Origin of the sequence: Flagellimonas hadalis (assembly GCF_007785775.2) — a bacterium.
Lineage (GTDB): Bacteria > Bacteroidota > Bacteroidia > Flavobacteriales > Flavobacteriaceae > Flagellimonas > Flagellimonas hadalis.
In genome coordinates this window covers 12,433-36,135 of record NZ_VNIK02000005.1, presented here as the reverse complement: position 1 = coordinate 36,135, position 23,703 = coordinate 12,433, and the positions used below count along the sequence as shown (strand labels likewise).

Sequence of the window (23,703 nt, the reverse complement as noted above, 5' to 3'; positions counted from 1 at the left end):
ATATTTGTAGGCTATTTAGATTAAATTCAAGTAAGATGATTAAAGTATCGGAAACAGCAAAGCTAAAAGTAGTGTCGCTCATGGCCGAGGAAGGCTTTGATGCAACTACCGATTATGTCCGTGTGGGAGTGAAGAGTGGTGGCTGCAGCGGATTGTCTTACGAACTTAAATTTGATAAGTCCGTAGAAGACACAGATAAGATTTTTGAAGATAATGCCGTACGCATCATCGTGGACAAAAAGAGCTTTTTGTACCTGGTGGGCACCACATTGGAATACTCGGGAGGATTGAATGGCAAGGGTTTTGTCTTCAATAACCCCAATGCTCAGCGAACCTGCGGGTGCGGGGAAAGTTTTTCACTATAAACATTGACTAAAAGCCTTCAATTGGCTAACTTATAAGATATGGCTTATACAGAGGAAGAATTAAAAAAAGAACTGGAGACCAAGGAATACGAGTATGGTTTCTATACGGATATAGAATCGGACACCTTTCCTAAGGGATTGAACGAGGACATTGTCATCGCCATTTCCAAGAAAAAGGAAGAACCCGATTGGATGACCCTATGGCGCTTGGAAGCTTTTCGTGCCTGGAAGGAAATGAAGGAACCGGAATGGGCCAACGTGACCTATAAAAAACCTGACTTTCAGGATATTTCCTATTATTCCGCCCCGAACAAGAAGCCCAAGTACGACAGTTTGGACGAGGTAGATCCAGAACTGTTGGACACCTTCAAAAAGTTGGGTATTTCCATTGATGAGCAAAAGAAATTGGCAGGTGTTGCGGTGGACATCGTCATGGATTCCGTTTCCGTGGCCACCACCTTTAAAAAGACATTGGCGGAAAAAGGCATTATTTTCTGTTCCATTTCCGAAGCCATAAAAGAACACCCGGAACTGGTGAAAAAGTACATCGGAACGGTGGTGCCCAAAAAGGACAATTTTTATGCTGCCTTGAACTCGGCCGTATTCTCGGACGGTTCTTTCTGCTATATCCCAAAAGGGGTCAGATGTCCGATGGAGCTTTCCACCTATTTCCGTATCAATCAAGCAGGCACAGGTCAGTTCGAAAGAACTTTGGTGGTTGCCGATGAAGGAAGCTACGTGAGCTACCTGGAAGGATGTACGGCACCCTCCCGTGACGAGAACCAATTACATGCTGCCGTGGTGGAATTGATTGCATTGGACAATGCCGAAATCAAATATTCCACCGTACAGAACTGGTTCCCAGGAAACAAGGAAGGAAAAGGAGGTGTGTTCAACTTTGTGACCAAGCGTGGACTTTGCGAAAAGAACGCCAAAATATCTTGGACACAAGTGGAGACCGGTTCCGCAGTGACCTGGAAATATCCTTCCTGCGTTTTGAAGGGGGACAATTCCATCGGGGAGTTCTATTCCATCGCTGTGACCAATAATTTTCAGCAAGCCGATACCGGGACCAAGATGATCCACTTGGGCAAGAACACCAAGAGCACCATCATTTCCAAAGGAATTTCCGCTGGCCAGTCACAGAACAGCTATCGAGGATTGGTTCAGGTGAGCAGCCGAGCAGAGAATGCACGGAACTTTTCCCAATGCGATTCCCTGTTGATGGGCAACAGATGTGGGGCACATACCTTCCCCTACATTGAGGTGAAGAACAAATCGGCCCAGATAGAACATGAAGCCACCACAAGTAAAATTGGCGAAGACCAAATTTTCTACTGTAACCAACGGGGCATCGACACCGAAAAGGCCATTGCCCTCATCGTGAACGGTTTTAGTAAGGAAGTGTTGAACAAACTGCCCATGGAATTTGCCGTAGAGGCCCAAAAACTATTGGAAATCAGTTTGGAAGGCTCCGTAGGATAACAAACATCACTATAAATTATATTTGAAGAAAAGTAGCATGCTAGAAATCAAGAATTTACACGCAAGCGTAGAAGATAAGGAAATCCTTAAGGGCATCAACCTAAAGGTGAACGCCGGGGAGGTACATGCCATTATGGGGCCAAACGGTTCCGGGAAAAGTACCTTGGCCGAAGTGATTGCAGGTCAGGAAGAATTTGAAGTAGGAGAAGGAACCATCCTTTTGGATGGTGAGGATTTGGAAGAACTTTCACCGGAAGAAAGGGCCCACAAAGGTGTTTTTCTCTCATTTCAGTATCCAGTTGAAATCCCTGGGGTTTCGGTGACCAACTTTATGAAGACCGCCATCAACGAATCCAGAAAAGCACAGGGATTGGAAGACATGCCCGCCAATGAGATGTTGAAAAAGATCCGTGAAAAGTCCGAACTGTTGGAAATCGACCGCAAATTTTTGTCCCGTTCCCTGAACGAAGGGTTCTCCGGAGGTGAGAAGAAGCGGAACGAGATTTTCCAAATGGCGATGATGGAGCCCAAACTGGCCATTTTGGACGAGACCGATTCCGGACTGGACATTGATGCCTTGCGTATTGTGGCCAATGGAGTGAACAAACTCCGTGGCAAGGACAACGCCATCATTGTGATCACGCACTACCAGCGATTGTTGGAATACATTGTCCCTGATTTTGTGCATGTGCTGTACGATGGAAAAATCGTGAAATCCGGTACCAAGGAACTCGCCTTGGAACTGGAAGAAAAAGGATACGATTGGTTGAAACAAGAAGCCGCCGTTTAAGAATGGAAAACATGGATTTGAAAGAAAAATTAGTCTCGTCTTTTTTGGCTTTTGAGGACAGTGTGGATCTCGATCATCCGGTACACGAAGTCCGCTCAGAGGCCATAAAGAACTTTGAGGCCAAAGGGTTTCCGTCCAAAAAGGAGGAAGCTTGGAAATACACATCGCTCAACAGCCTGCAAAAGGTGGATTTCAGCATCTTTCCAAAGGAAGAGACCACACTGGAATACAAGGATGTAAAAAAATATTTCCTCCACGAGATCGACACTTACAAAATTGTGTTCGTGGATGGGGTCTATAGTTCCTACCTATCGGAAACGACACACGATGGAGTGGATGTCTGCTTGATGAGTTCCGCTTTTAGCAAGCCAATGTTCCGCCAGGTAATCGAGGTTTATTTCAACAAGGTGGCAAACAAAGATGAATCGCTTACCTCTTTGAACACTGCTTTTTGCAAGGAAGGGGCTTACATCTATATCCCAAAGAACAAAATGCCCAAGAAACCGATCCAGATCTTGCATTTGGCCACGGGCAACGAGGCCGCTTTGATGCTCCAACCCCGTAACTTGGTTGTCGCGGAAGACAATGCAGAGGTCCAGATCATTGAGCGCCACCAAAGTTTGACGGGCAATGAGGTGTTCACCAATTCCGTGACCGAAATCTTTGCGGGCAAGGATGCCATTGTGGATTATTATAAAGTGCAGAACGATGCCGCGACAGCTTCCTTGGTGGACAACACCTATATTTCCCAAAAAGATAGCAGCGTGGTTCGGGTGCATACCTTTTCCTTTGGAGGAAAATTGATCCGCAACAACCTGAACTTCTACCAAAACGGTGAACGTATCGATTCTACCTTGAAAGGCGTGACCATTCTGGGAGACAAACAGCATGTGGACCACCATACCTTGGTGCACCATAGGCAGCCCAATTGTGAGAGCCATCAAGATTACAAAGGGATTTTCGGGGATCAATCCACAGGCGTCTTCAACGGAAAGATCATTGTGGACAAGATTGCCCAAAAAACAGATGCCTTCCAGCAGAACAACAATATTTTGTTGAGCGATAGGGCCACCATCAACTCAAAACCGCAATTGGAGATCTTTGCGGACGATGTGAAGTGTTCCCATGGATGCACCATTGGTCAATTGGACGACGAGGCCCTGTTCTACCTAAGATCTAGGGGCATCCCGAAAAAAGAGGCCACCGCTTTGTTGATGTACGCTTTTGCCAACAACGTGCTGGAGAGTGTCCGCATTCCTGAACTCAAGGCAAGGGTGAACAAGATCATCGCCAATAAACTGGGTGTACGGGTCGGATTTGACCTGTAAACAACTAAAAACAAAGGCATACGATGTTGCAGACCGCTTTGGACATACAGACCATCCGCAAGGACTTTCCCATCCTCAACCGAGAGGTGAATGGACAGCCTTTGGTGTATTTGGACAATGCCGCTACCTCGCAGACCCCTCAACAGGTCATCGATGCGATCGTGGACTACTATCATCGCTATAATGCCAACATCCACCGTGGTGTGCACTCGCTTTCCCAAGAGGCAACGGATGCCTACGAGTTGGCCCGCCAAAAGATCCAGAAACATTTCAATATTGGCAAGACCCATGAGGTGATCTTTACGTCAGGGACCACGCATGGCATCAACTTGGTGGCTACTGGTTTTACTTCCTTTCTAAAGAAAGGGGACGAAATCATGGTGTCTGCCATGGAGCACCATTCCAACATTGTGCCCTGGCAAATGCTCTGTGAGCGCACCGGTGCCACATTGAAGGTGATTCCCATGAATTTGGACGGGGAATTGATTATGGAAGAGTACCATAGGCTACTGAATGACAAGACAAAATTGGTATTCTGTAATCATGTGTCCAATGCACTGGGCACTATCAACCCGATTGAAGAAATTATTGATGCCGCACACAAAGTCGGGGCAGCCGTTTTGATAGACGGTGCACAGGCCGCAGCACACATTAAAGCCGATTTGCAGGCCCTTGATGTGGATTTCTATACGGTTTCGGCCCATAAAATGTGTGGACCCACGGGGGTTGGAATGCTCTACGGAAAAGAGGAATGGCTCAAAAAATTGCCACCCTACCAAGGTGGAGGGGAAATGATTGCGGAGGTCACTTTTGAAAAGACCACCTATGCCGACCTGCCCCATAAATTTGAAGCCGGAACACCCAACATTTGTGGTGGAATTGCCTTTGGGGCTGCTTTGGACTATATGGAGAACATTGGGTTCGATGCCATTGCCCAATATGAGGACGAATTGCTACAGTATGCCACGAAGCAGTTGCTTACCATAGAAGGATTGCGGATCTACGGAACGGCAAAACACAAGACTTCGGTGATTTCCTTCAATATAGAGGGAATCCATCCGTATGATATCGGCACCATTCTCGACAAATTGGGAATAGCGGTCAGGACCGGCCACCATTGTGCGCAGCCCATCATGGATTTTTATAAGATTCCGGGAACAGTGCGTGCAAGTTTCAGCTTTTACAATACCCAAGAGGAAGTGGACAAGCTGGTGGAAGGTGTCAAGCGGGCCAAAAAGATGCTCCTTTGACCAACAAGTTATCTTTAGTCATAAATACTTGAAAGGCAACCCATCGAGTTGTAATTTTGAATAAAACCACAGCATGAGCATACAAGAAATACAGGAAGAGATAGTCGATGAGTTTTCCATGTTCGATGACTGGATGCAACGGTACGAATACATGATAGAGCTGGGCAAATCCCTTCCCTTGATAGATGGACAATATAAAACGGAAGACAACCTGATCAAAGGATGCCAGAGCAAGGTATGGGTCCATGCAGAGCTGGACGGTGACAAACTGGTATTTACCGCAGACAGTGATGCCATCATCACCAAGGGCATCATTGCCATACTGATCCGGGCGTTCAGCAACCAAAAACCGCAGGACATCATAGATGCCGACACCGCATTTATAGATGAGATCGGGTTGAAGGAACATTTGTCCCCCACAAGGGCCAACGGTCTGGTCAGTATGATCAAACAGTTGAAACTGTATGCGGTGGCCTATCAAACACAGTTAAATTAGACAAGATGAGCGAAGAAACCAATATAGATACCCAAGACCTGGGCGAAAAAATAGTAAGGGTCCTTAAGACCATTTATGACCCTGAAATTCCAGTGGACATCTATGAACTGGGATTGATCTACGATGTGTTCGTGAACGAGGATTATGATGTCAAGATCTTGATGACACTTACCTCACCGAACTGCCCAGTGGCCGAAAGTTTGCCGGTTGAGGTAGAAGAAAAGGTCAAGTCCATTGATGAGCTCAAGGATGTGGAAGTGGAGATCACTTTTGATCCCCCATGGACACAAGAGTTGATGAGCGAGGAGGCCAAATTGGAACTCGGGCTTCTGTAAATCAGATGTTAGAAACTAGAATTGAGAACCTAGACGGTCTAACTACTAAAATCTCAATACTCAAATCTAATGGACGAAATCATAAATAGGGTAGCCCAGAGCAAGTTGGTCACTTTTGACCTTGAGGACTATTATCCAAAAGGGGAAAGAAAGGTACTGGACATCAAAGACTGGCTGTACGAGGGCATCATATTGCGGGAAAAGGAGTTCAGGGATCATGTGGATGCCCACGATTGGACCATTTATCAAGATGCGTATGTCGCATTGCAATGCTCCACCGATGCCATTGTTCCCGGATGGGCCTTTATGTTGGTTTCCTCTAAATTAGCGCCCTTTGCCAAAAAAGTGGTGGTTGGTAGTCTAGAAGATTTGGAAACGGCACTCTACCAGTCCATTTTGGAGAACCTGGATGTTTCGGATTTTATAGATAAACCCGTCATCATAAAAGGATGTTCCCACAAGCCCGTCCCTGCGAATGCCTATATCATGGCCACGACCAAAATCCAACAGGTGGCCAAAAGTGTGATGTATGGGGAGGCCTGTTCTTCTGTGCCGCTTTATAAGCGGAAGTAACTATGCCCCTAAGGTGACATTTCTTACTTTTGCGGTCTAAACAGAAAACTCCATACTATGAAAAAATCGCTTTTGACCGCTATGGCCTTCTTTGTGCTGACAGTGACCTTTGCGCAGACCGAAGAAGAGCTGAAAGCCCAGATCACCCCCAAAAAGGATTCCATTGCCGCTATCCAGTCCCGTGTGAACGCGCTTCAAAAACAATTGGATGCCCTGCCCGGATGGAAAATAGGTGCCTTTGGCACCATAGGTGGCAGCCTTTCCCAGTTCAACAATTGGTTTGCCCAAGGCATTCCCAACAACTCATCGGGGAACATTGGTTTTACCGTGAATGCCTTTGCCAATCTTCAGGAAGAAAAGTTTTTTTGGAGAAATGCGGCCAATGTGAACCTCACTTGGGTAAAATTGGACGATAAGGACGACCCGACCGATGATGACAGCTTCAGACAGGCCACGGATGTCTTCAACATTTCTTCCCTCTACGGAAGGAAACTGAGCGAGAAATTTGCCATTTCCGCTTTGGCAGAGTACCGCACCACCATTTTGAGCAATTTTAACGATCCCGGTTATCTGGATCTCGGTGTCGGTGCCACTTGGACACCCATATCCGACCTTGTCGTGGTGATCCATCCCCTCAACTACAACTTTGTGTTCAGCAGCGAGGACAACATTTTTGAATCGTCCATGGGTGCCAAGATCGTGGCCGACTACACCAAACAATTGGGTGCCGTGAGCTTCAAGAGCAACCTTTCCCTGTTCCAAAGCTATAAGAGCAGTAATCTGAGCAACTGGACGTGGACCAATTCCTTCAGTTATTCCCTTTGGAAGATGATTGGGGTAGGATTTGATTTTGGATTGAGGAGCAACAAGCAAGAAACCCTTAACTATATTGTGAACAATGCCCCGACCCCCGACCCTGCCGCCACGTTTGATACGATTGACAACGAACTGCAAACGTATTGGACCTTGGGCTTGAGCTATAAGTTCTAAAACCTAATTCCGGATACTAAAAAAGCCCTCTTTTAGAGGGCTTTTTTTGTGGGGTGAAATATGATTTTTCAAGTTTTTAAGACCATGGTCTAAGTAGGTTAAGATCATATAGATCAAGGTTCGACACTAAATGACTTAAAAACAATGTGAAAGTAGTCCGCACATGGCTAACCCCTAAATTTTTGTTGTGAACTGTCCAAAAACTGTGGTGGGAACGACCTGAGGGAACATTTAATCGTAGAAGGGGGACACTTTGTCCCGAACGGTTTTAGTATTCGTCCAACTGTTCGGGGTACAAAAAGTTGTTATAGGGAAAACGGGTCACGTGGATTTTCCTGACTTCATCATATACCCGCTTCCTGAACTCGTCCAGATTTTCCTTGTTCAGTGCCGAAATAAAAAGCGCCCGGTCGCCAATTTTGTTGAACCAGGTGTTCTTCCATTCCTCCAGGGTGAAGTGGGCCGAAGTCCGTTCCGTCACCAAGTCGTCCTCATCAATGGTCTCAGGGGTGTACTGGTCTATTTTGTTGAAGACCATGATGGTCTCCTTGTCCATACTGTCTATTTCGCCCAAAATTTGGTTCACAGAGGCAATATGTTCCTCAAAATTGGGATGCGAGATATCCACCACGTGCAACAAGAGGTCGGCTTCCCGTACCTCATCCAAAGTACTTTTGAAACTTTCCACCAACTGGGTGGGCAGTTTTCGGATAAAACCTACGGTATCGCTCAACAAAAAGGGAAGGTTGCCAATGACCACTTTGCGCACCGTGGTGTCCAGCGTGGCGAAAAGCTTGTTCTCCGCGAACACATCGCTCTTGCTGATGACGTTCATCAAGGTGGATTTGCCCACATTGGTATAGCCCACCAGGGCCGCACGCACCAAGGCCCCACGGTTGCCCCTTTGGGTTTCCATCTGGCGGTCTATCTTGGCCAGTTTCTTTTTGAGCAGGGCAATGCGATCCCGCACGATCCGTCTATCCGTTTCGATCTCCGTTTCACCCGGACCACGCATCCCGATACCCCCACGCTGCCTTTCCAAGTGGGTCCAAAGCCCTGTCAACCGGGGTAAAAGGTATTCGTATTGGGCCAGTTCCACCTGCGTTCGGGCATAGCTGGTCTGGGCCCGTTGGGCAAAAATATCGAGGATGAGACCGGTACGGTCCAAGATCTTGCAGCGAAGTATCTTTTCAATGTTCTTCTGCTGTGCAGGGCTGAGTTCGTCATCAAATATGACAGCACCTATCTCATTTTCAGTGACATATCGCTCCACCTCTTCCATTTTTCCAGCTCCAATGTAGGTCTTGGGGTTGGGCACCTCCACGCGCTGCACAAACCTTTTTTCGACCTCGCCCCCGGCGGTGTAGGTCAAAAATTCGAGTTCGTCCAGATATTCCGTTACCTTGACCTCATCCTGTGCTTGGTTGATGACACCGACCAGCACGGCCTTTTCATAATCTATCGACTTCTTTTCTAGCATCAAAAGGGATTAAAGTGCAAATCTACACAATGTTTTGGAAGCTGATTTTTGTACTTTGGACTAATATTGACCCAATCCGAAAAAGAATACATCAAATTGTATAATCTAGAGAATAAATACACCATCGCATTTTACAATCTTGAGAATTTTTTCGATACCAAGGATGATCCGCACAGTCTTGATGATGATTTTACGCCAGAAGGTTTTCGCAAGTGGAACGAATCCAAGTTTCGGAACAAGGCCCGCAAGATTGCCATGGCCCTATCGGAAATAGGAAGGGAGGAGAGCGGTAGGCCTCCCGTACTGATCGGCATTGCTGAAGTGGAGAACAAGGTGGTTATCAAGTCCGTTCTGGAGCAGAAGGAACTCCAAGGAATCGATTACGATTTTGTGCATTTCAACTCCCCGGACGAGCGTGGCATTGACACGGCCTTGATCTATCAGCAGAGACATTTTAAGGTATTGAATGCGGAGACGCTCCCATTGCTGGTGGACAATGTGAACGGGGTTCGGGATTTTACCCGCGACATTCTCTATGTGCTTGGAAAGCTGAACCAAGAAGAGGTGCATGTGTTCGTGAACCATTGGCCATCGCGTAGGGAAGGTGCTGAGATCACGAGCTATAAAAGGGTGAAGGCTGCGGAGACCATTCTTGCCAAAATTGAATCCCTCGAAGGGGATGTCCCCAATTGCATCATCATGGGGGACTTTAATGACGATCCCAATTCAGAAAGTATTCGGACATTGATGAACACTGGCCGCTTCATCAACCCCATGAAGAAACTGCTCTCACCGGCATCGGGCAGTGCCAACTATAAAAGGACATGGAGCCTTTTTGATCAGATCCTTCTTTCCCATACCTTCTTGGATCATCTACCCAACAATCACAGCTTTGTCAAAGCAGCGATTTTCTCCCCCAGATTTCTGAAGGAATGGAAGGGCAGATACAAGGGAAACCCATTTAGGACCTTTGCTGGGGAGACATATTTGGGAGGATACAGCGACCATTTTCCGGTTTATGTGGTTTTGGAACAGACTCACGATAAATGAAGGAAAAGTAGCACACATCATAAAAGCCAATTTTCACAACAACTTTAAGAAAACAGCAGGGCATTTCATCGAATAACTCCGTATCTTATCGATGATATTGACAAATGTCAACTATATTCGTAGTCCAAACCTTACCTAAACTTAACTATGTGCTACGGATTACCCACTAAAACAATAAGAGTACTCCTACTCATTTTGGTTTCATTTTTGGGCATTATCTCCTCTTTTGGTCAATCCCCAAAGGCCAAAGATCAAATTCGAGCCACATATAAGCAACAAAATATGGCTTCCATCATAGCTGAATGGGAAGCGGAACATCAATCAAAGAAAACGATGATCGGTCAACTCATTGCTTCAAAGGCATACAGACCGACTGAAAAGGCAAACGATGGTTCCCAAATCGAGTTAAGGGATATCGGAACCGATGGCACACCTCTTTTTTATACGACCCTGAACGACCCAGCTTCGCAAACTTCCCGGGCGCACACCCTCTACAATGAAGGACTTTTGAACCTTGGATTGAACGGTGGCGGAATGGAAGTAGGTGTTTGGGACTCCGGTGTGGCACTGACCTCTCACCAAGAGTTTGATGCCAGGGCAAACAATGCCGATGGATCCAACGAGATCAGTCTGCACGCCACATTGGTGACAGGAAACCTCATATCCTCCGGCGTGGAACCCAATGCCAAGGGAGTTGCCTATGGGGCCAGAGCCATCACCCACGATTGGAACCGTGACAAAATTGAAGTGGCCGAAGCAGCGGTGAATGGACTGCTGTTGAGCAACCATTCCTATGGCATACTTTCCAAAAGTGTCCCTGATTGGTATTTTGGTGCCTATATCAAGGTGGCCCAAGATTGGGACAAGATCATGTACAATGCCCCCTATTACCTTATGGTCACTGCAGCTGGTAATGCTCAAAACTCCAATGACAATGCAAGCCCAAATTTTGAGAAGACCGCAGATGGTTTTGATCTGTTGCTTGGATTTACGACCACCAAAAATGGGTTGACGATTGCTGGGGCCAATACGGAAATTGGCAGCAAAGGAGAGTTGGTCAAGGCCACCGTGGCAGGATATAGCAGTTTTGGGCCAATGGATGACGGTCGGGTGAAGCCTGATCTTGCCGGGGATGGGTCCAATATCCTTTCCACAAGCTCGTCCACCAATAGCAGCTATCAAGTATCTTCGGGTACGTCCATGGCCGCTCCCGGGGTCACAGGATCCCTTTTGCTCTTGCAGCAATACCACGAAGAACTTTTTGGGACCTATATGAAAGCGGCCACGCTCAAAGGTCTTGCCCTCCATACGGCAGATGATGTGGATGCCAAGGGACCGGATTACAAAATGGGTTGGGGTGTCATCAATGCCAAAACGGCCGCTGAGGTACTACAGCACAAAGAATATACTACATTGATGAACGAAGAGACCTTGGCCGATGGTGAAAGCTTTTCCATCACCGTGTCGGCAAACGGGAACGAACCGTTGATGGCTTCCATTTCTTGGACAGACCCCGAAAGCGAATATGTGAACAAGGGCGACTTGAACAGTACGATTGCTGCCTTGACAAACGATTTAGATATCAGGATCACCAAAAGCAATGAAACGCATTTGCCCTGGAAATTAAATCCCGCCAAAGCAAACGATGCTGCCACCCAAGGGGACAACAAAGTGGATCCTTACGAAAGGGTGGAGATTGCCAATGCTTCAGGAACATATACCATCACCATTACCCACAAAGGCAACCTAAAGAACGGATTTCAGGATTTTTCACTTATCGTTTCCGGGGCCCAAATTTCCAAATGTTCCATTGAGCAACCCTCAGATTTTGCTTTGGCATCATCCACTGATGAAGGAGCGACCCTTTCTTGGGGAGAAGCCGAAGAGACCCTTTTCGAGGTACAATATAAAAGTATAGATCAAGATTCTTGGATGACCGGGTTGGTGTGGGAGAACCAGATTGGACTTGGCAACTTGGAACAGGGCAAGGTCTATGAGGCCCGTGTCCGCTCTATCTGTGCCGAGAACGCCGTTTCTGAATTTTCCGAGACCATCACCTTTGAATTTCAGGGAGAAGAGACCCAGGTGATGGAGCAAGGGATATTGAGCTACCCCCAAGAGCTGAACATTTCCGTGTTCCCCAATCCCGCTGTGGACTATCTGAACGTGGAGGCTGAACTTTCCCAAGATGCAGAGTTCTCCATTGTCACCACTTCTGGAAACACGATAAAAAAGGGTAAGACGCAGGGTTCCATCAATGTGTCTTCCTTATCTACTGGGCTGTATGTGCTGGTGGTACAGGATTACTCTGGAATCAAAAGCACCAAATTCTACAAAAACTGATTGTTATGGAATCCTTTAAAATCAATCCCCATTTTAATGGGGAAACCCGAAGGTTGGAAAAGCTCGTGAAGTTGATCTTCCTTCCGGTCATTCTTTTTTAGACGTTTCCTTTCCGTCACCCTGAATTTATTTCAGGGTCTCATACTTATCCTTAACATTATGCAATATGTGAGATGTTGAAACGAGTCCAGCATGACGATAATCCCATCATATTTTTTTGATCTCATCGTCGGACAGAAGTTCCTCATTTCGCATGCGCAGAAATATCTGGGCGGTGGTCACCACGTCCAATTCACAGTAGGTGATGATCCGATCTAACCCATTTTCCTCATAGAACACATCCTTCACCATGCTGCCGTCCATGTCTTCTTTGGGTGAAGGAATGCCCAGCACATGGGCCAAGAGCTTGAGCGATGTATAGTGTTTGTAGTCCCCAAATTTCCATAGCTCAAGCGTATCCAAATGGGGAACTTCCCACGGCTTTTTTCCGAAGAGGTCCAGTTTGTAGGGCAGATGGATTCCGTTGATGACCATCCGGCGGGCGATATAGGGAAAATCGAATTCCTTGCCATTGTGGGCGCACAGTAGGTGCTTGGTCTGGCTGAAATGGTCCTTTAAAAGCTGTTTGAACTGTTTTAAGATCTGTACCTCTTCCCCATGAAAGGAAGTGACCCTAAAGCTCCGGGAATCGCCTTTGAAGGTGAAATACCCAACGGAAATACACACGATTTTGCCAAATTCGGCCCAAATGCCAGCGCGTTCATAGAAATCCTCGGCACTGATTTCCTCTTTTCGCTGGTACTGCGTTTTTTGTTCCCAGAGGATTTGTGTAGTCTCGTCAAGATCACTAAAGAGTCGACTTTGGGGTACGGTCTCGATATCCAAAAAGAGGATATGGTCCAGGTTAAGTTTGTAAAGCATGGTAAAAATTTAAAAAAGAGCAATCTGCTTGGCAGGGCTCTCGTGTTCCAACAACCATTTTTTTCTATGCAATCCACCTGCATAGCCAATGAGGTCTCCGTTGGTTCCGATGATGCGGTGACAGGGCACCACGATCCAAAGTGGATTTTTGCCATTGGCCGAGGCTGCTGCACGAATGGCTTTTACGTCTCCCAACTTTTTGGAAAGTTCCAAATAAGAAATGGTTTTTCCAAAAGGAATTTCAAGCAGGGCCTCCCACACTTTTTTTTGAAAATCGGTGCCCGAAGGGTTCAGTTTGAGGTCGAATTGCTGGCGGGAACCTTCAAAATATTCCTTGAGCTGGTAGACGGCATCTTCCAAGATCTCAGGAATTATTCCAATCGGTTTATTTTCATCCAAAATGGATATGGAAGCAAGCCCTTCTTCATCGCCCTGAAACTCTGCAATTCCCACAGGAGTTTGTAAATAAGCGATTTCCATCAGTCCACTTTATTTTTTCCTTCAATGATTCCCAAACGCTTCGCTCGGGTCTCCCAGTTCCTTCTCGCGAGCACTTGGAGGTCTTCCACATTGTCGCTTTCGTCCATGATCTCCAATCCGAGCAGGGTCTCGATCACATCTTCCATGGTCACCAGACCGCTCACGGAACCATATTCGTCCACAATAAGGGAAACGTGTTCCCTGTTCTCCACGAGCTTCTCGAATAGTTCTGGAATGGGTTTGGACCGGATGGTCACCAAAATATCCCTTCGGATGGTGGAGAGGCTTTCATTGCCTTTTTTGTTGATGATGGCCTCCAAGAGTTCATCTTTCAGGAAAAAGCCCGTGATGTTGTCCATACGGTCTTTGTAGAGGGGGATCCTAGAGAAGCGCAAAGGTCGGTTCGCCTCAAAAAATTCCTTGATGGTCATGTCCTCCGAGGCAATTTTGAGCACTGTCCTCGGGGTCATCACATCCTTGGCCTTGATCTGTTCGAACCGGAGCAGGTTTTTGATGACCTTGGATTCCGATTCCTGAAAGACACCTTCTTCATGGGCAATCTCTGTCATGGCCGTAAAATCTTCCCGACTCAGCACACTGCCATGGTGGCCTTTTCCGATAAGTTTGGTGAACAACTGGAGTACCCACAAAAGGCCGGTCCATTTCATGATGAAGACCATGATAGTGAGGGATTTTGCCGTAAAGTTGGCCAATTGCTTCCAAAAAGTGGCCCCAATGGTCTTGGGAATGATCTCGGAAGTGACCAAAATCAAAATCGTCATGACGGTGGAAACAAGCCCCACCATAAGGTCTTCAGTAAATCGGAACCCCAAGATGGTTCGTTCGGTGGTCCCGTACAGCTCTGCATAGGCAGCCTTGGCCTGTACACCTACCAAGATGGCACCCACGGTATGGGCGACGGTGTTCAGGGTGAGGATGGCGATCAAGGGTTTGTCCACATCCTTTTTAAGGGATTCCAAAGTGGCGGCATACTCTTTACCTTCCTGCTTTTTCACATTGATGAACGTTGGGGTGATACTGAGCAGCACCGCCTCCAAAATGGAGCACAAAAAGGAAAAAAAGATAGAAATTAGGGCGTAAAAAAGCAGTAGTCCCATGGATTGTTATAGCTTGAGTACCAAGATAGCGAATAGGAATCAATTTTTAGACTGGATCGCCTCCGCTTTATAAAAAACACCCTGGAGTGCCTGCCTAATGTCCAAACTGTACAATTTTCTGTGGTCTCTATTGGGATAAACGCGATTGGACAGAAAAATAAAGGTCAATTTTTTAACGGGATCTGCCCAAACAAAGGTTCCAGTAAACCCAGAATGGCCAAAACTCTCCGGCGATGCCAAAGGGGAAGGGTAGGCTTCCTCCAACGGAAGTTCGGCATTGTTCAACAATGGTTTGTCGAATCCCAGTCCTCTATAATTTTCATTTTCAGGATATTGGACCCTAGTGAATTCTTTGACCGTGGCTTCGGAAATGAGCTGCTGACCATTCGCTGCACCATAGTTTTGATAGAACAGCATGATCTTGGCGAGGTCATCGGCTGTTCCGAAGAGGCCCGCATTGCCCGAAACGCCTCCCATCAAAGACGCATTCTCATCATGGACCCATCCTCTCACCAAGCTTTTCCGGAAAAGGGTATCGACCTCGGTGGGGACAATGGCGTTCGTGTAGTGCTCGGTACTGGGCAAATAGCCCAAAGTGTGACAGGCCAATGGCCCATAAAAAGTATCTTGGAGATAGGTCTGATAGTCTGTTCCGGTGATTTGTTCGATCAATCGGGGAAAGATGAGAAAAGTAAGTCCGGAGTACACATATTTTTTTTCATCGGAAACCTCGGAGCGATTGATAATGCGGTCCATTTTCCGCACGAAGCGATGGTTGATGTAAAGGGTATCATACACTTGCCCAGTGTATTTTTTGCTGGGCGACTGCTGCACAAAACGGGATTTCAGCTTTCCCTTTCGCATTACTTTCTGAAGGAAGACAATGTAGGGTTCCAATCCGGCCTGATGGGCCAATATTTCACGGAGGGTGAGGTCTTTTTTGTCCTTTTGTTTTCTCCAGGGTTTCCAATAGGTGCTGAACGGGACATCCAAGTTGAGCTTGCCCTCGTCCACCAACTTCATCAAGGCGGGCAACGGGCCGGTGATCTTGGTCACCGAGGCCAGGTCATACAGGTCGTTGAGGGCCACGGGATGGATGCTGTCATAGGTGTGGAATCCATAAGCCTTATGAAAAATGATCGTATCGTTTTTGGCCACTAGGACCTGAGCCCCAGGAAAGGCTTCGTTTTTGATGCCCATTTCCATGATGGAATCCACTTTTTGGTCGATATAGGCCTCGTTGAGTCCTAATTTTGAAGGAAGGGCGTGGATGAGTTCATATTGGGCCGTTCCCAAATGGAAACAAAGAACAAAAAACAGAAACGATACTATGATTTTCTTCATGGGCTATCCTAGTGTGCGAACAAAGTCTTTGGCAAAATAACTGGCAATGATGTTGGCCCCGGCCCTTTTGATGGCGGTCAATTGTTCCAACACCACTGCATCGTGGTCCAACCACCCTTTTTCGGCGGCCGCCTTTACCATGGCATATTCCCCTGAAACCTGATAAACGGCAACAGGAACATCCACTTCGTTACGGATTTCACGGACGATATCGAGATAGCACAGTCCGGGTTTTACCATGACGATGTCGGCCCCTTCATCGATGTCCAATTGGGTCTCCCGAATGGCTTCATACCGATTGGCATAATCCATTTGATATGTTTTCTTGTCCTTGGGGACATGGGCCATATCCACTGGTGAGGAATCCAAGGCATCCCGGAACGGACCGTAAAAGGCGCTGGCATATTTGGCGGAATAGGCCATGATTCCTGTGTTGACAAACCCTTCGTCCTCCAAAGCCTCACGGATGGTCAGGATCCTGCCATCCATCATATCGCTGGGGGCGACAAAATCGGCTCCAGCTTGCGCATGGGACACGCTCATCTCGGCCAAAACCTCGGCGGTTTCGTCATTGAGAATCTGTCCTTCGGCCACAATACCGTCATGGCCATATGAGGAAAAGGGATCTAGGGCCACATCCGTCATCACCAACATTTGTGGACAGGCATTTTTCACTGTTTTTATGGCACGTTGCATCAATCCGTTGGGGTTGAGGGCCTCAGTGCCCTTATTATCTTTCAGTTTGTCATCGACCTTTACAAAAAGCAATACGGAGCACAGTCCCATTTTCCAGAGTTCCTTGACCTCTTTTTCAAGGTTGTCCAAGCTCAACCGAAAATAGTTGGGCATGGAGGGGATTTCTTCTCTAATGCCTTTGCCTTCGGTCACAAAAAGGGGGACCAAAAAATCATCTGGGGTCACAATGGTCTCGCGAACCAATCTTCGGATGGATGCTGAGACGCGGAGTCTTCGGGTGCGTATGAGTGGGTACATATTTCGGTTTTTTTGAATACTATGGTCGTTTGAACAAAACTACGTATTAAACCCAATCTTTCGGGTTTTGCAGCACTTGGATCAATTTTTCCTCTTCACTTCCTTTTTCTGGGTGATGGTCATAGCGCCATTGAACATGCGGTGGTAAGCTCATCAAAATGCTCTCGATGCGACCATTGGTGCGCAGGCCAAAAAGGGTTCCTTTATCGTGTACCAAATTGAACTCGACATAGCGCCCTCGACGTATCTCTTGCCAATCCCTATTTTCCTGTGAATAAAGAAGTTGCTTTCTTTTTGTAACAATTGGTATATAGGCTTCCAGAAAACTTTCACCTACTTCGGTGACAAAGTTGTACCAGTCTTCCATGCCCATGGTTTCGGTTGCTTTGCAATAGTCAAAGAACAACCCGCCCACGCCCCTGGCCTCGTTACGGTGTGCATTCCAGAAATAGTCGTCACATTTCTTTTTGTACTTTGGATAAAATTCGGGATGGTGAGCATCACAGGCCTTTTTGCAGGTCTGGTGAAAATGTGCTGCATCCTCCCCGAACAAATAATAAGGGGTAAGGTCCTGTCCGCCGCCAAACCACTGGTCCACGATTTTTCCGTCCTTGTCATACATTTCAAAATAGCGCCAGTTGGCATGCACCGTTGGAACCATAGGATTTTTGGGGTGAAGGACCAAACTCAGGCCACAGGCAAAGAAATCGGCATCCTCGACCCCGAAATACGTTTGCATGCTTTTGGGCAGTTCCCCAAAAACCTTGGAGATGTTCACACCGCCTTTTTCAAAAACGGCACCATTTTCTATGACACGAGTCCTCCCGCCACCACCTTCCGGACGTTCCCACAGATTTTGCTGGAACTTGGCCTTTCCGTCCACTTCTTCCAATGTGGATGTGATGGTATCTTGAAGTTTTTGGATATAATCGTAAAATTTCTCTTTCATGTGTCTAAAATATGTACCAATTGGTCTTTTAATGGTGATAAATTGGTATTCTCTTCAAGTTTAACAGATTCCAAGGTCATTTTTTGAAGGATGGAAATGACTTCCTCTTCTGATTTTTCGGAATTAGTTTCAAAAATGAACCGCCCCACTGCATTATTGTGCAAATCCATCGCCTTGGCCAGTGCCTTGTTTGGAAAAGCTTCCTCATGCCAATCGGTGACCTTTTTGGCCCAGTCAGAAACCATGGATTCTTTTTTGTTCCATTTCAGACATCTTTTGGCAATCAAATAATTCCAAAGCGCATGTCGGAAAGCATTGGCAGGGCCATTTTTATGGTGCAGCTTACCATAATGCGTAGTGGATATTTTGATGCAATCTTTGGTGGCCTTTATCGTTGGCACAATGAACAGTGGCCTGCCCATGCCCAATAAAATACCTTTCAGTATGTGCTTAAAGTTGACCCGTTTTACTATTGCAAATGGGTTCACTCCTTGTATTCTTTTACAGCATCAATGAACGCCTTCGTATTTTCCAAGGGTATGTTGGGCAATATGCCGTGACCCAGGTTCACTACATATTTGTCCTTTCCAAACTCACGGATCATTTGATGGACCATTGTTTTGATTTTCTCTGGAGGGGACAGCAATCGGGCAGGATCAAAATTTCCTTGCAGGGTAATGTTGCCACCTGACAGATACCTTGCATTTTTGGCAGAGCAGGTCCAATCCACGCCCACAGCGGAAGCTCCCGATGTGGCCATCTCTTTGAGGGCAAACCAACATCCTTTTCCGAAAACGATGACTGGCGTTTCATCTTTCAGCGCATCCACAATCTGTTGGATGTATGGCCATGAAAATTCTTGATAGTCGGTTGGGGAAAGCATACCACCCCAAGAGTCGAACACCTGAACGGAGTTCACTCCCGCTTTTACCTTCGCTTTTAAATAAGCAATGGTGGTGTCGGTGATTTTTTGGAGGAGTTGGTGTGCCAGTTCGGGTTGGGTGAAACAGAATCCACGGGCCTTGTCAAAGCTTTTGCTTCCTTGGCCTTCCACACAATAACACAAAATGGTCCACGGGGATCCGGCAAAGCCGATCAACGGAATCTCATCGTTCAATTTTTCCTTGGTCATGGTTATGGCATCCATGACGTAGCCCAACGTGTCCTGGATATTGGGAACAACGACCTTTTCGAGGTCTTCCTTGGTGCGGATGGGATTGGGCAGATAAGGCCCAAAATTGGGTTTCATCTGCACCTCGATGTCCATGGCCTGCGGAATCACCAAAATATCGCTGAACAAAATGGCGGCATCCATACCGTATCTTCGGATGGGCTGCACGGTGATTTCGGAAGCCAATTCCGGGGTCTGGCATCGCGTGAAGAAGTCATATTTTTTGCGGAGCTCCATGAACTCTGGCAAATAGCGACCGGCTTGGCGCATCATCCAAACGGGAGGTCTGTCCACACTCTCACCTTTCAATGCCCTAAGGAATAAATCGTTTTTGATCATACTTTCAATTCTTTTATGGCTTGGACCAACACGTTTTCCACGGTTGGTTTGTTGGCTATTACAATTTTTTCCGAATGTTTTTTGGCTTCGGATGCCGTGGTTTCCCCAATGCAGAACAAGGTGCTGTTTTTCACGGTATTTTCCAAAAGAAAGCTTTGGATGCCCCTTGGACTGAAGAACAGTATCCCGTCAAAATCTCTTTGAAAAGTTTTAGGATTGAGGATGGAACGGTAAACGACAACTTCTTTATACCGGATGTTATTTTTCGAAAATATCAGCGGCAAATCGTCCCTTCGTTGCTGCCCACAAACGAGCACAAATTTTTCGGTTCGATGGTTTTTTACAATGGAATCTCCCAGGTCCGAAGCATAATCTGTCATTTTCACGACTTCCAACCCATTGGATTCCAAAAGTGATTTGGTCTTTTCTCCCACACAAAAAATACGGAAGCCGGAGCGGTCAATCCCTTTGCTCTGATCAAGAAATACCTTAACCGAATTTTGGCTGGTAAAGACATAGTTCTGATGATCCAAAGGTATTTTCACATCAAGAAATTCAATTTTGAGGGCATCATATTCCACCAGAGCCAGGCCAGAATTCAGGAACAGTTCTTTTTGGGACGGGGTGAGTATTTTAGTGGAGAGCACTGTTTTCATTTCTGATTTCCTGCATCAATTTGTCCCCGCCATTGGCCAAAACCTCCTTGGCGCATACTTCTCCAAAGCCTTTGGCTTCGGACAGTTTCACCTCTTTTTTGATCTCGGCCTTCTTTTTTCCATCCAAAGAAAATACAACACCCTCAAAAAATACCTTTTGGTCTTTAATCTGCGCCAACGCACCTATTGGGGCAGTGCATCCACCTTCCAACGTCCGTAAAAAGTCGCGTTCTATTTTGGTGGCCAGTTCCGAATCGGGGTCGTTCAACTTGGCAAGCGCATCATGCGAATACTTGTCGGTTTCCATGGCTACCACCAACATAGCGCCCTGAGCCGGTGCAGGAATCATCCAATCCAGATAAATGGCGTCCTTGGGCAGCAATTTGATACGTTCTAGCCCGGCTTGGGCAAAAATGGCACCTTGCCAATCGTTTTCGATGAGTTTGATCAATCGTGTATTCACATTTCCCCTTAAATCCACCACGTGATGGTTGGGAAACCGGTTCAGCCATTGGGCCTTCCTTCTTAAACTTCCTGTGGCAATCGTCGCCGGAGCATCCGATTCCAAAAAAGAGGAACCCTTGTGCACCAAAACATCGTAGGTAATGGCGCGTTCCAAAACGGCAGCTTGTACAATGCCCTTGGGCAATTGGGTGGGTACATCTTTCATGGAATGCACGGCGATATCGATTTGACCTTGCAACATGGCCACATCCAAAGCCTTGGTGAAAATTCCGGTCACGCCAAGTTCGTACAAGGGTTTGTCCAGCACTTGATCACCCATGGATTTGGTGGGCACCAAAGTGGTATCGTATCCCAATTTTTCAAGTTTTTCCTGTACAGTGGTAGCTTGCCACAGTGCCAGTTCGCTGTCGCGGGTGCCTATTCGTATGATCTTGCTCATTTCGAATCGAGTTCTAACTGGAACACCTTTTGAATGAGTTCAAGACTGTCCTCGGTATCGACTTCGGCGCTCTTCAAGTGGTTGGCGAACTGCTTGGTGATCTTTTGGATGATTCGATCGGAGATCATTTCGGCTTGATCTTGGTTGAAATCGGTCAATTTTTTGGAATGAAAATCGATTTCTTCGGCCTTCATGGTCCTAAGTTTTTCCTTCAGGGCATTGATGACCGGGGCAAATTTTCTTGTTTCCAACCATTTGAGAAAATCCTTTTTCACATGATCGATGATGGCCTCTGCCTTGGGGACATATGCCTTTCGTTTGGCCAGCGTATCGTCTGTGATCTGTGAGAGTTGGTCCAGGTGCACCAAGGAAACATTGTCCAGTTCAAGTACATCGTCGGAAACGTTCTTGGGAACCGAAAGGTCCAACACCAACAAAGGTTTTTTGGGATGGATCAGGGCCTTGGACACTGTGGGCAATTGGGCCCCCGTGGCCACCACCAAAATATCCGCTTTTCGGATTTCGGTCTGTAGGTCGCCATAATCCTTAACGGTCAAATGGAACTTTCCGGCTATGTCCTCCGCTTTTTCCCGGGTCCTATTGATGAGGGTAATGTGGGAGTTGTTGGAATGCTTGATCAGGTTTTCACAAGTGTTCCTTCCGATTTTTCCTGTTCCGAACAAAAGAATGTTCTTTTCGGAAATGTTGGGAACGTTGTCCAGAATATATTTTACCGAGGCAAAGGCCACCGATGTGGCACCGGAAGAGAGCTCGGTCTCGTTCTTGATGCGCTTGCTTGCTTGGATCACGGCATTGCACAAACGCTCCAAAAAAGGGTTGGCCATATCATATTTCCGGGCCCTATAAAAACCTTGCTTGATTTGGCTGATAATTTCGAAATCACCCAAAATCTGGCTGTCCAGACCCGTTCCTACCCTGAACATGTGGGAAATGGCATCATGGTTCTTGTACACATAGGCCACTTCCTGGAATTCTTCCACGGTACCTTGGGTCTCGTCGCAAAGCAATTTAATGAGTTGGTAGGGGTGTTGGGCAAAACCGTACAGTTCGGTCCGATTACAGGTGGATATCGCCAGAAGGCCATCCACTCCCAATTCTTTCGCCTTCACCAATATTTGGTCAATGGCAGGAACATCCAGACTGAACTTTCCTCTCACCTCTGCATCTGCCTTCTTGTAACTCAACCCGACGGCGTAGAAAGAATTATGTTTTGAAATATGGTAGTTCCTCATAAAGGATATAATCGCAGCACAAAATTAACAGTGTTCATTCGTATAAAATAACGCTAGCGGAACTCTATCGGGATTGTGTCGATATTCAAAGATTAAAATTTGCTTAAAATCAGTGAATGCATTGATTTTATTGATAAATTTGATGAATGGTGATTTAATTTAGAGCCATTCTAAATTAATGTTTCCGCAAATCAATACAAAGAATCCGTATGAAAAATATCGCTGAAGGTTCCTATGATGAAGTTTTGGTGGAAGATGGGATTTTTATCCTTAAAATCCAGAACGACACCAAAGAACCAAAAATCATCGCAAGGGATATTGACAGTTCCTACATCCAGTTCCATTTTTGTTTGAAGGGCCGCTCCCGTTTCAATTTCAATGAGGGGAACTATTTTTTGGAAGTGAACGAGGAAAACTCCCTCCTGCTGTACAACACCCAAAAAGACCTTCCGCTGGATCTGGTGGTTTCGCCCAATTCTTGGTTGTTATCGGTAGTGATGACGATTCGAAAGTTCCATTCGTTGTTTTCCAGTGAAGCGGACTACATCCCCTTTTTGAGCGAGGACAACAAGGAAAAGAAATACTATTCGCAGGAAATGGTCTCTCCGGCCATTGCCGTGGTATTGAGCCAGTTGATGAACTACAACCTGCATCCATCCATCAAAAAATTGTATCTGAAGGGCAAGGTATTCGAGTTGATTTCCCTCTATTTCAACAAAACTGAGGATGCCGATCTGGAACAATGCCCTTATTTGGCGGATGAGGACAATGTACGCCGTATCAAAATGGCCAAGGAAATCATCATTTCGCGAATGGCTGAACCGCCTACCTTGGCCGAACTATCCGAAGAAGTAGGGTTGGGCCTCAAAAAATTGAAGGAAGGGTTCAAACAGATCTATGGCGATTCCGTGTATGGCTTTTTGTTCGATTACAAGATGGAATATGCCCGAAAAATGTTGGAATCCGGCAAGCACAATGTAAATGATGTGGGACTCAAGGTCGGGTACAGCACGGCAAGCCATTTTATTGCCTCGTTCAAAAAGAAGTTCGGCACCACACCCAAAAAATATGTAACTTCAAACGTGTAAAA

Annotated in this window: 24 protein-coding genes; 12 read left to right on the top strand and 12 right to left on the bottom strand. The window is 46.5% G+C overall.

What is annotated here, in order from left to right; all coding sequences use genetic code 11:
• Positions 1 to 35: 35 nt before the first annotated feature.
• From FOT42_RS09070 to FOT42_RS09030, 9 genes are all read left to right on the top strand, one after another.
• Positions 36 to 365 (top strand): HesB/IscA family protein, encoded by a 330-nt coding sequence (locus tag FOT42_RS09070; RefSeq protein ID WP_072876713.1) that lies wholly within the window; start codon positions 36 to 38, stop codon positions 363 to 365.
• 39 nt (positions 366 to 404) lie between these two features.
• Positions 405 to 1,850: a Fe-S cluster assembly protein SufB gene (sufB, locus tag FOT42_RS09065; RefSeq protein ID WP_151890253.1), complete on the top strand. Its 1,446-nt coding sequence runs from the start codon at positions 405 to 407 to the stop codon at positions 1,848 to 1,850.
• Positions 1,851 to 1,887: 37 nt separating this feature from the next.
• Positions 1,888 to 2,640, top strand: a complete 753-nt coding sequence (gene sufC / locus FOT42_RS09060) for a Fe-S cluster assembly ATPase SufC (RefSeq protein WP_151890252.1) — start codon at positions 1,888 to 1,890, stop codon at positions 2,638 to 2,640.
• 11 nt (positions 2,641 to 2,651) lie between these two features.
• Positions 2,652 to 3,968, top strand: coding sequence for a Fe-S cluster assembly protein SufD (gene sufD, locus FOT42_RS09055; RefSeq protein WP_151890251.1), 1,317 nt, complete (start codon positions 2,652 to 2,654; stop codon positions 3,966 to 3,968).
• Positions 3,969 to 3,991: 23 nt separating this feature from the next.
• The gene (locus tag FOT42_RS09050; protein WP_151890250.1) at positions 3,992 to 5,218 is read left to right on the top strand and encodes an aminotransferase class V-fold PLP-dependent enzyme; all 1,227 of its coding nucleotides are present in this window, start codon (positions 3,992 to 3,994) and stop codon (positions 5,216 to 5,218) included.
• Positions 5,219 to 5,291: 73 nt separating this feature from the next.
• Entirely contained in the window at positions 5,292 to 5,714 is a 423-nt protein-coding gene (locus tag FOT42_RS09045) for a SufE family protein (protein WP_151890249.1), read from the top strand.
• Positions 5,715 to 5,719: 5 nt separating this feature from the next.
• On the top strand, positions 5,720 to 6,049 hold the full coding sequence (locus FOT42_RS09040) for a DUF59 domain-containing protein (RefSeq protein ID WP_151890248.1): 330 nt from the start codon (positions 5,720 to 5,722) through the stop codon (positions 6,047 to 6,049).
• A 69-nt stretch (positions 6,050 to 6,118) separates the two neighbouring features.
• Complete coding sequence (locus FOT42_RS09035; protein WP_151890247.1) at positions 6,119 to 6,622, top strand: DUF2480 family protein; 504 nt, start codon at positions 6,119 to 6,121, stop codon at positions 6,620 to 6,622.
• 57 nt (positions 6,623 to 6,679) lie between these two features.
• Positions 6,680 to 7,612: a DUF3078 domain-containing protein gene (locus FOT42_RS09030; RefSeq protein WP_151890246.1), complete on the top strand. Its 933-nt coding sequence runs from the start codon at positions 6,680 to 6,682 to the stop codon at positions 7,610 to 7,612.
• A 268-nt stretch (positions 7,613 to 7,880) separates the two neighbouring features.
• On the opposite strand, the gene hflX is transcribed toward FOT42_RS09030, so the two are convergent.
• On the bottom strand, positions 7,881 to 9,092 hold the full coding sequence (gene hflX / locus FOT42_RS09025; protein ID WP_151890245.1) for a GTPase HflX: 1,212 nt from the start codon (positions 9,090 to 9,092) through the stop codon (positions 7,881 to 7,883).
• A 66-nt stretch (positions 9,093 to 9,158) separates the two neighbouring features.
• Here hflX and FOT42_RS09020 point away from each other — a divergent pair, with 66 nt between their 5' ends.
• Complete coding sequence (locus FOT42_RS09020; RefSeq protein ID WP_226789837.1) at positions 9,159 to 10,142, top strand: endonuclease/exonuclease/phosphatase family protein; 984 nt, start codon at positions 9,159 to 9,161, stop codon at positions 10,140 to 10,142.
• 282 nt (positions 10,143 to 10,424) lie between these two features.
• On the top strand, positions 10,425 to 12,485 hold the full coding sequence (locus FOT42_RS09015) for a S8 family serine peptidase (RefSeq protein WP_226789836.1): 2,061 nt from the start codon (positions 10,425 to 10,427) through the stop codon (positions 12,483 to 12,485).
• Between the two features lie 207 nt (positions 12,486 to 12,692).
• Here the strand turns inward: FOT42_RS09015 and FOT42_RS09010 are convergent, their stop codons facing one another.
• From FOT42_RS09010 to hemA, 11 genes are read right to left on the bottom strand one after another with little or no spacing between them, the layout of a single operon-like run.
• Entirely contained in the window at positions 12,693 to 13,406 is a 714-nt protein-coding gene (locus FOT42_RS09010; RefSeq protein ID WP_151890243.1) for a 3'-5' exonuclease, read from the bottom strand.
• 9 nt (positions 13,407 to 13,415) lie between these two features.
• Positions 13,416 to 13,886, bottom strand: coding sequence for a methylated-DNA--[protein]-cysteine S-methyltransferase (locus FOT42_RS09005; RefSeq protein WP_151890242.1), 471 nt, complete (start codon positions 13,884 to 13,886; stop codon positions 13,416 to 13,418).
• On the bottom strand, positions 13,886 to 15,004 hold the full coding sequence (locus FOT42_RS09000; RefSeq protein WP_151890241.1) for a CNNM domain-containing protein: 1,119 nt from the start codon (positions 15,002 to 15,004) through the stop codon (positions 13,886 to 13,888). The genes FOT42_RS09005 and FOT42_RS09000 overlap by 1 nt, the downstream gene beginning before the upstream one ends.
• 39 nt (positions 15,005 to 15,043) lie before the next feature.
• Positions 15,044 to 16,348: a serine hydrolase domain-containing protein gene (locus tag FOT42_RS08995; RefSeq protein WP_151890240.1), complete on the bottom strand. Its 1,305-nt coding sequence runs from the start codon at positions 16,346 to 16,348 to the stop codon at positions 15,044 to 15,046.
• 3 nt (positions 16,349 to 16,351) lie between these two features.
• Complete coding sequence (gene hemB / locus FOT42_RS08990) at positions 16,352 to 17,341, bottom strand: porphobilinogen synthase (protein ID WP_151890239.1); 990 nt, start codon at positions 17,339 to 17,341, stop codon at positions 16,352 to 16,354.
• A gap of 46 nt (positions 17,342 to 17,387) precedes the next feature.
• Positions 17,388 to 18,290 (bottom strand): oxygen-dependent coproporphyrinogen oxidase, encoded by a 903-nt coding sequence (gene hemF, locus FOT42_RS08985; RefSeq protein WP_151890238.1) that lies wholly within the window; start codon positions 18,288 to 18,290, stop codon positions 17,388 to 17,390.
• Complete coding sequence (locus FOT42_RS08980) at positions 18,287 to 18,778, bottom strand: DUF6973 domain-containing protein (protein ID WP_151890237.1); 492 nt, start codon at positions 18,776 to 18,778, stop codon at positions 18,287 to 18,289. The genes hemF and FOT42_RS08980 overlap by 4 nt, the downstream gene beginning before the upstream one ends.
• Positions 18,775 to 19,800, bottom strand: coding sequence for a uroporphyrinogen decarboxylase (gene hemE, locus FOT42_RS08975; RefSeq protein ID WP_151890236.1), 1,026 nt, complete (start codon positions 19,798 to 19,800; stop codon positions 18,775 to 18,777). Before hemE ends, FOT42_RS08980 begins: the two co-directional genes overlap by 4 nt.
• Complete coding sequence (locus tag FOT42_RS08970) at positions 19,797 to 20,456, bottom strand: uroporphyrinogen-III synthase (protein WP_151890235.1); 660 nt, start codon at positions 20,454 to 20,456, stop codon at positions 19,797 to 19,799. Before FOT42_RS08970 ends, hemE begins: the two co-directional genes overlap by 4 nt.
• Positions 20,434 to 21,360 (bottom strand): hydroxymethylbilane synthase, encoded by a 927-nt coding sequence (gene hemC, locus FOT42_RS08965; protein WP_151890234.1) that lies wholly within the window; start codon positions 21,358 to 21,360, stop codon positions 20,434 to 20,436. Before hemC ends, FOT42_RS08970 begins: the two co-directional genes overlap by 23 nt.
• Positions 21,357 to 22,613, bottom strand: coding sequence for a glutamyl-tRNA reductase (gene hemA, locus FOT42_RS08960; protein ID WP_151890233.1), 1,257 nt, complete (start codon positions 22,611 to 22,613; stop codon positions 21,357 to 21,359). The genes hemC and hemA overlap by 4 nt, the downstream gene beginning before the upstream one ends.
• Before the next feature lie 209 nt (positions 22,614 to 22,822).
• Here hemA and FOT42_RS08955 point away from each other — a divergent pair, with 209 nt between their 5' ends.
• Positions 22,823 to 23,701, top strand: coding sequence for an AraC family transcriptional regulator (locus FOT42_RS08955; protein ID WP_151890232.1), 879 nt, complete (start codon positions 22,823 to 22,825; stop codon positions 23,699 to 23,701).
• Positions 23,702 to 23,703 lie beyond the last annotated feature (2 nt).